7 protein-coding genes and 1 pseudogene are annotated in these 6868 nt (G+C 71.0%); all 8 read right to left on the bottom strand.

From position 1 onward, the window contains the following. Window positions 1–249 (bottom strand): annotated as a pseudogene (locus AC30N0_RS10045) (outer membrane protein assembly factor BamB); the annotation flags it as partial. Continuing rightward, on the bottom strand, window positions 246–926 hold the full coding sequence (locus tag AC30N0_RS10040; RefSeq protein ID WP_489517780.1) for a YfgM family protein: 681 nt from the start codon (window positions 924–926) through the stop codon (window positions 246–248). The gene AC30N0_RS10040 and the pseudogene AC30N0_RS10045, both read right to left, overlap by 4 nt. A 24-nt stretch (window positions 927–950) precedes the next feature. Then, window positions 951–2261, bottom strand: a complete 1311-nt coding sequence (hisS, locus tag AC30N0_RS10035; RefSeq protein ID WP_489517779.1) for a histidine--tRNA ligase — start codon at window positions 2259–2261, stop codon at window positions 951–953. Window positions 2262–2295: 34 nt separating this feature from the next. Beyond that, the gene (ispG, locus tag AC30N0_RS10030) at window positions 2296–3579 is read right to left on the bottom strand and encodes a flavodoxin-dependent (E)-4-hydroxy-3-methylbut-2-enyl-diphosphate synthase (protein ID WP_489517778.1); all 1284 of its coding nucleotides are present in this window, start codon (window positions 3577–3579) and stop codon (window positions 2296–2298) included. Between the two features lie 18 nt (window positions 3580–3597). After that, window positions 3598–4272, bottom strand: coding sequence for a helix-turn-helix domain-containing protein (locus AC30N0_RS10025; protein WP_489517777.1), 675 nt, complete (start codon window positions 4270–4272; stop codon window positions 3598–3600). After that, window positions 4265–5086 carry a type IV pilus biogenesis/stability protein PilW gene (pilW, locus tag AC30N0_RS10020; RefSeq protein WP_489517781.1) on the bottom strand — a complete coding sequence of 274 codons (822 nt, stop codon included), beginning with the start codon at window positions 5084–5086 and terminating at the stop codon, window positions 4265–4267. Before pilW ends, AC30N0_RS10025 begins: the two co-directional genes overlap by 8 nt. A gap of 5 nt (window positions 5087–5091) precedes the next feature. Then, a complete protein-coding gene (gene rlmN, locus AC30N0_RS10015) occupies window positions 5092–6267 on the bottom strand; it encodes a dual-specificity RNA methyltransferase RlmN (protein WP_489517776.1) in 1176 nt (391 codons plus the stop codon). Between the two features lie 13 nt (window positions 6268–6280). Then, window positions 6281–6706 carry a nucleoside-diphosphate kinase gene (ndk, locus tag AC30N0_RS10010; protein WP_489517775.1) on the bottom strand — a complete coding sequence of 142 codons (426 nt, stop codon included), beginning with the start codon at window positions 6704–6706 and terminating at the stop codon, window positions 6281–6283. Between the last annotated feature and the right edge of the window lie 162 nt (window positions 6707–6868).

The following is a 6868-nucleotide window of genomic DNA, read 5'->3' as shown; positions in this document are numbered from 1 at the left end:
GCTGCCGTCGCTGGCGGCGACGGTGAGCACGCCGGCGTTGACGGCCACGGTCAGCGGAAACTGGACCGCGCCGATGCCCTGGTTCCAGGCCGGACGGACCGTGATCGGCGCGGTGATGGGCTCGAGCGGCTTCGGGTCCGGGCGGCCGGAGCCGAGGGCGCACGCGCCGAGGAGCGCCGCGCCGAGAAGCGCGGCGAGCCAGGTCGAAGGGCGAGCACGAGCTGCTCGGCAGCGGCCCGCCGCGCTCATCGACCGGCTCCCGAAGCCGCGACGGCGGCGCTGGCCGCCGGGGCGCCGCCGAGCACGTTCAGCTTGGCCTCGACGACGCGCCGGTAGTCGACCTTCGCATCCATGCCCTGCCACGCCTTCTGGTACGCAGCCTTCGCTTCGTCGGACTTGCCCTGCAGCTGCAGGATGTCGCCGCGCCGGTCGGCCGCCAGCGCGGCGAACTCGCCCGCGCCGACCGCATCGACCTGCTTCAGCGCCTCGTCGAACTTCTTCTCGTCGAGCAGGATTCCGGCCAGGCGCAGGTGCGCGATGGCGCGGTACTCGTCCTGGCCGGCGTGCTCGGCGACCCAGGCCAGGCTCGCCTTGGCGGCGTCGAGCTGGCCCTTGTCGGCAGCCGTGCGCGCGGCGACCAGCCCGCCCTGGTGGCTGAAGGTGGCGCGCGGGTAGCGCTCCTTCATGTCCGCGAAGATGCGCGTCGTGCGGTCCGCGTCGCCGGCGCGGGCGGCCTTGTCGAGCTCGTCGTACAGCGAGCCGGCCTTGGCGCCCTGGTCGCGTTGCCACAGGTTCCAGCCGTTCCACGCCGCATAGCTGCCGAGGGCCAGGATCAGGACCCAGGTGACGAGGTTGCCGTACTGCTTCCAGAACGCCTTGAGCTGGTCGAGTTGTTCCTGTTCTTCGAGGTCGAGGTGGCTGGCCATGGGTTTTCTCAGGGGAACCCGAGATTATGAAGCGCGAGGTGGCGCGCCCGGGATGCGGGAAAGGAGCCGGTCGATGGGCTCGAGGGGGACCGCGATCTGCGGTATCGAAGGATCGCGCAGGTCCTTCAGACCCGCTTCGCCCCGCGCCAGTTCATCGGGGCCGAAGACCAGGGCGAAGCGGGCACCGCTCGCGTCGGCCTTCCTGAATTGCGACTTCATGCTGCCCGCTCCGTCGGCAGCCGCGGCGTGCATCTGCACCGAAAGGCCGGCAGCGCGCAGCGCCTCGCAGGTGCGCATCGCCACCGCGAGCGCCGCCGCTTCGGGAACGATGGCGTAGACGTCGACCGCGGTCGCCGGCATCGACGTGCCGGCCGCCTCGAGCAGCAGCAGCATGCGCTCGATGCCCATGCCCCAGCCGACCGCCGGCGTCCGCTTGCCACCGAGCTGCTCGAAAAGGCCGTCGTAGCGGCCGCCGCCGCAGACCGTGCCCTGGGCACCGAGCCGATCGGTGACCCACTCGAACACGGTGAGGTTGTAGTAGTCGAGCCCGCGAACCAGACGCGGGTTGACGCGGTAGGCGAGCCCGGCGGCGTCGAGCACCCGGCGCACCGCGGCGAAGTGGGCGAGCGACTCGGCGCCCAGGAACTCCATCAGCCGCGGCGCCGCTTCGACGATCTCCTGCATCGCCGGGTTCTTGCTGTCGAGGACGCGCAAGGGGTTGCTGTGCAGGCGTCGCCGGGCGTCGTCGTCGAGCGCGTCCGCGTGCCGCTCGAGGTGGGCGATCAGCGCGGCGCGGTGGGCGCTGCGCTCGTTCGCCTGGCCCAGGCTGTTGAGCTCGAGGCGGACGTCCGCGCCGACCTGGAGGCCGAGGTCCTGCAGCAGGGCCCGGCACATCAGGATCTGCTCGGCGTCGACGTCCGGGCCCGGGTGGCCGAGCGCCTCGACGTCGATCTGGTGGAACTGCCGGTAGCGGCCCTTCTGCGGCCGCTCGTGGCGAAACACCGCCACCTGGCTCCACACGCGCAGCGGCCCGTTGTAGAGCGCGTTGTGCTCGATCATGGCGCGAACGATCCCGGCCGTCGCCTCCGGGCGCAGCGTCAGCCGGTCGCCGTTCATCGCGTCCTCGAAGGAGTACATCTCCTTCTCGACGATGTCGGTCACTTCGCCGAGGCCGCGCACGAAGAGCGCCGTCGGCTCGACCACGGGTGTTCGCACGTTGACGTAGGCGTAGCGGCGCATGAGCGAGCGCACCTTGTCCTCGAACCACTCCCAGCGCGACGACTCCGGCGGCAGGATGTCGTTCATGCCCTTGACGGCGCGCAGGATCCCGCTCATCGGCGGCTTCGCGCGTTCGCTCTCATGCCGGCGGTCATGCGACCGCGGTCGAGCCGAAGCGCTTCTCGATGTAGCGCTCGACCAGCGCGTGGAACTCGCCGGCGATGTTGTCGCCGCGCAGGGTCAGGGCCTTCTCGCCGTCGATGAACACCGGCGCGGCCGGCGCCTCGCCGGTGCCGGGCAGGCTGATGCCGATGTCCGCATGCTTGCTCTCGCCGGGGCCGTTGACGATGCAGCCCATGACCGCGACCTTCATCGTCTCGACCCCGGGATAGCGGGCCTTCCAGACCGGCATCTGGGCGCGCAGGAAATCGTCGATCTGCTTGGCGAGCTCCTGGAAGGTGGTGCTCGTCGTCCGGCCGCAGCCGGGGCAGGCGGTGACGCTCGGGTTGAAGGCGCGCAGGCCGAGCGACTGCAGGATCTCCAGGGCGACGACGACCTCCTGGGTCCTCGCTTCGCCGGGCTGCGGCGTCAGGGAGACGCGGATCGTGTCGCCGATACCTTCCTGCAGGAGGACGGCGAGCGCCGCCGCCGAGGCGACCGTTCCCTTCGTTCCCATCCCCGCTTCGGTGAGGCCGAGGTGCAGCGGGTAGTCGCAGCGGCGCGCCAGGGCGCGGTAGACGCTGATAAGGTCCTGCACGCCGGACATCTTGCAGGACAGGATGATCTGCTCCGGCGCCAGGCCGATCTCCTCGGCGCGGCGCGCCGACTGGATCGCCGAGAGCAGGATCGCCCGGTACATGATCTGGCGCGGCTCGTGCGGCTCGGCGAGGTGCGCGTTCTCGTCCATCAGCTCGGTCAGCAGCTCCTGGTCGAGGCTGCCCCAGTTGACGCCGATGCGGACCGGCTTCGCGTAGCGGACCGCCGCCTCGACCATCTCCGCGAACTGGCGATCGTGCTTGTCGCCCTTGCCGACATTGCCCGGGTTGATGCGGTACTTCGAGAGCGCTTCGGCACAGGCCGGGTAGTCGGTGAGCAGGCGATGCCCGTTGTAGTGGAAGTCGCCGATCAGCGGCACGTCGATGCCCATGCGGTCGAGCTGCTCGCGGATGTAGGGCACGGCCGCCGCGGCTTCGGGCGTGTTGACGGTGATGCGGACCATCTCGGAGCCGGCGATCGCGAGCTCCTTGACCTGGATCGCGGTGCCGACCGCATCGACGGTGTCGGTGTTGGTCATGGACTGGACCCGCACCGGTGCATCGCCGCCGACCGTCACCACCCGCGAGCCCCAGCGCACCGTCGCCTGGCGCGAACGACGCGGCGCCGGATGCGCCGGCTCGACGAACGAGTCGAGGGCTGCAGCAAGGTCGTCGCGCATGGTCGCCTCCACGATCGACTATCTGGGAACGGCGCCGGGGCCGGACGGAAGCGCCGGAGCCGGCACGGGCACCGGCGGAACGTCGGCGGCGGGCGGCTCCGGCGGCGGCGCGCCGGGCAGCGCCGACGCCGGCGACAGGCCATTGGGTTCGCCCGGCAGCGCCGGGTTCGGCGTGCTCGCCGAAACGTCGGGCGGCATGCCGGGCACTTCGTTGGTCCGCGGGTCCGGCGCGGACGCGGCCTGCACGCGGCTGCTGCCCGTCCGGATGAGCCCGGCCGGAAGCAGGTACACGGTCACGGCTGCCAGGAGGACGAGCCCGGTGATCCAGAACGCCGGGCTGCTGGCCACAGTGGGCCCCTCGCGCTGCACGAGCGCTCCAGGGCGCTCGCGGAACGGCGTGTTCAGGCTGCGCCCGAGCTGCTCGAGACGGTGCCCGGCGACCGGCAGCAGCGCGAGGACCGGAGCGGCGTCGATCTTGAGGGCGCGACAGACGGTCTGGGCCAAGGCCCGTGCGAACGTGGCGTCTGGCAAGGCATCGATCCGGTCCGCCTCGAGCAGCTCGAGCTTCTTGGGCGCCACCTTGATCATGGCCGACAGCGCGACGATGTGCAGCCCTTGCCGCTCGCGCGCTTCCCGCAGCAGGCGACCGGCCGTTGCCGCTGCAGGGGGCGCTGCAGCGACCTCGTCACTCATCGAATGCGCCGCGCGAGAAGGCCGCTGCCTCGCGCGCATTGGGGAAGCGGTTGCGCAACTGGTTGCCGAACTCCAGCGCGCCCTGCTCGTTGCCGAGCTTGTGCTCGATGCGGGCGGCGAGCCACAAGGTCTGCGCGTTCGTCACGTTGGGCAGGGCATTGACGCGGCGGATGTAGAAGCGGGCGCGCTCGAACTCGCCGCGCTTGAAGAGCACCTCGGACAGGTTGGTCCCGGTGAACGGGTTGCCGGGATCGAGCTCGTAGGCGCGCGACAGAGTCGCGTCGGCATCGGCGAGCTGGCCGGCGAAGGCCTGGCAGACGCCGAGCGCGAGCAGGGTCCGCGATGCGCCGCGGTACTGCGGCACGGCCAGGGCCTGCGTGAACTGCGCCGTCGAGTCGCCGTAACGCTTGTGCTGGCAGAGGAACCAGCCATAGTTGTGCATCGCGTCGGCGTCGCGCGCATTGAGCTGCAGCGCACGCCGGAAGCTCTCTTCGGCGAGCACCAGATCGCCCATGTTGCTGTAGATGAGCCCGCGCAGGTTGAAGGCCTCGCCGTAGAGCGGATCGGCCGCGATCGCCTGCTTGACCTGGTCCAGCGCGGTCGTCATCTGCCCGCGCTCGAAGTAGGCCGAAGCGAGCTCCATCCGCGCCCGCGCCCGCTTCTGCGCCTCGGGCTCGTCGGAGGCGGTGACCCGGTCGCGCGTCTCGTTCGCTGCAGCGACCGGCGGTGTCGGCACGGCGCAGCCCGCGAGGAGGGCGCCCAGGGCGCCGCCGAGCGACAGCCAGCGGACGCAACGAACCCATTCACCAGCCATCGTTCTCACCGTGCCCGTTCCATGCTGCCCGCAGGCGCGGCCCGCCGCGAGCGCGGCGGCGCCACAGGCACCGCCGCGGCACGCGCCCGCCTCTGCTCCACCCCGGTGCGATCCTGCACCTCGCCGGCGAGCTGGCCGCAGGCCGCGGCGATATCGTCGCCGCGCGTGCGCCGGACCGTCGTCACGACGCCGCCGTCCTGCAGGACCTTCGCGAACGCCGCCACGCGCGCCGGCGGCGAGCGCTTCAGCCCCGACGCGGCGAACGGGTTGAAGGGAATGAGGTTGATCTTGCAGGGCAGTCCCGGCCGCGCAGCCGTGCCGTCGCCGTGAACGAGCTGCAGCAAGGCCTCGGCCTGCGTCGGAGAGTCGTTGACGCCGTCGAGCATGCAGTACTCGACGGTGACGAAGTCGCGCGGCGCGCGCCCGAGGTAGCGCCGGCAGGCGGCGAGCAGCTCGGCGATCGGGTACTTGCGATTGAGCGGAACGAGCGCGTCGCGCAGCGCATCGTCGGGTGCATGGAGCGACACGGCGAGCGCGACCGGGCAATCGTCGCGCAGACGGTCGATCATCGGCACGACGCCCGAGGTCGAGACGGTCACCCGTCGGCGCGACAGGCCGTAGCCGTGGTCGTCGAGCATCGTGCGAAGGGCCGGCACCAGCGCGCCGTAGTTCTGCAGCGGTTCGCCCATGCCCATCATGACGACGTTGGTGACGGCGCGCTCTCCGGCCGCCAACGAGAGGCGGCGACGCAGCTCGAACTCGGCGTGGCGCAGCTGCGCGACGATCTCGGCCGTGCCCAGGTTGCGGCTGAAACCCTGGTGCCCGGTGGCGCAGAAACTGCAATTCACCGCACAGCCGGCCTGCGACGAGATGCACAGCGTGCCGCGCCCGGTTTCCGGAATGAACACGGTTTCCACCGCGTCGCCGCCGCCGACGTCGAACAGCCACTTGATCGTGCCGTCGGCGGCAACCTGTTCGCTGACGATCGGCAGGCTCGCCACCTCGGCCGCGCCGACGAGCTTGTCGCGAAAGCCCTGCGCCAGGTCGGACATGGCCGCGAAGTCGCCGACGCCGCGCTGATGGATCCAGCGGAACAGCTGGGTCGCGCGGAAGCGCTTCTCGCCCCGCAGCTCGCACCAGTCCCCGAGCGCGTCGCGATCGAACTGGAGCAGGTTCACCATGCCGCGTGGGCCGTCAGCGCCCGTGGATGTTCATGCCGGCGAAGAAGAAGCCGATCTCGATCGCCGCGGTCTCCGCCGCGTCGGAGCCGTGCACCGCGTTGGCATCGATGCTCGCCGCGAAGTCCGCGCGGATCGTCCCCTTGTCGGCCTTCTTCGGATCGGTGGCGCCCATCAGCTGCCGGTTCTTGGCGATGGCGTCCTCGCCTTCGAGCACCTGGATCATGACCGGCCCCGAGATCATGAAGGAGACCAGGTCACCGAAGAACGGACGCGCCTTGTGCACCGCGTAGAAGGCCTCGGCCTCGCTTCGCGACAGATGCGCCATCCGCGCCGCCACGACCTTCAAGCCGGCCCCCTCGAAGCGTGCGTAGATCTGCCCGATGACGTTCTTGGCCACCGCGTCGGGCTTGATGATCGAAAGGGTGCGTTCGAGGGCCATATCCTGTTCTCCGGAGGGCTTGGGCAAAGCCTTCGATTGTAGGGGGCGGGCCCGGCCGGCCGCGCCAGGGCGGTCAACGGCCGCGACGTCCGCTGCCGCCGAAGCCGCCGCCGAAGCCGCCGCCGTTGCCACCGCCCGATGAACCGCCGCCGCCGCCGCGAC

The sequence above is a fragment of the Rhizobacter sp. genome (assembly GCF_031412495.1).
In the GTDB taxonomy this organism is placed as follows: domain Bacteria; phylum Pseudomonadota; class Gammaproteobacteria; order Burkholderiales; family Burkholderiaceae_C; genus Schlegelella_A.
Note: the sequence above shows the minus strand (reverse complement) of the source record. Positions and strands in the feature narration are given on the sequence as shown.

What these genes read in the sequence shown, in the direction of transcription:
- AC30N0_RS10040 (WP_489517780.1), bottom strand. Translation starts at nt 926, where the DNA reads ATGGCCAGCCACCTCGACCTCGAAGAACAGGAACAACTCGACCAGCTC.
- hisS (WP_489517779.1), bottom strand. Translation starts at nt 2,261, where the DNA reads ATGAGCGGGATCCTGCGCGCCGTCAAGGGCATGAACGACATCCTGCCG.
- ispG (WP_489517778.1), bottom strand. Translation starts at nt 3,579, where the DNA reads ATGCGCGACGACCTTGCTGCAGCCCTCGACTCGTTCGTCGAGCCGGCG.
- AC30N0_RS10025 (WP_489517777.1), bottom strand. Translation starts at nt 4,272, where the DNA reads ATGAGTGACGAGGTCGCTGCAGCGCCCCCTGCAGCGGCAACGGCCGGT.
- pilW (WP_489517781.1), bottom strand. Translation starts at nt 5,086, where the DNA reads ATGGCTGGTGAATGGGTTCGTTGCGTCCGCTGGCTGTCGCTCGGCGGC.
- rlmN (WP_489517776.1), bottom strand. Translation starts at nt 6,267, where the DNA reads ATGGTGAACCTGCTCCAGTTCGATCGCGACGCGCTCGGGGACTGGTGC.
- ndk (WP_489517775.1), bottom strand. Translation starts at nt 6,706, where the DNA reads ATGGCCCTCGAACGCACCCTTTCGATCATCAAGCCCGACGCGGTGGCC.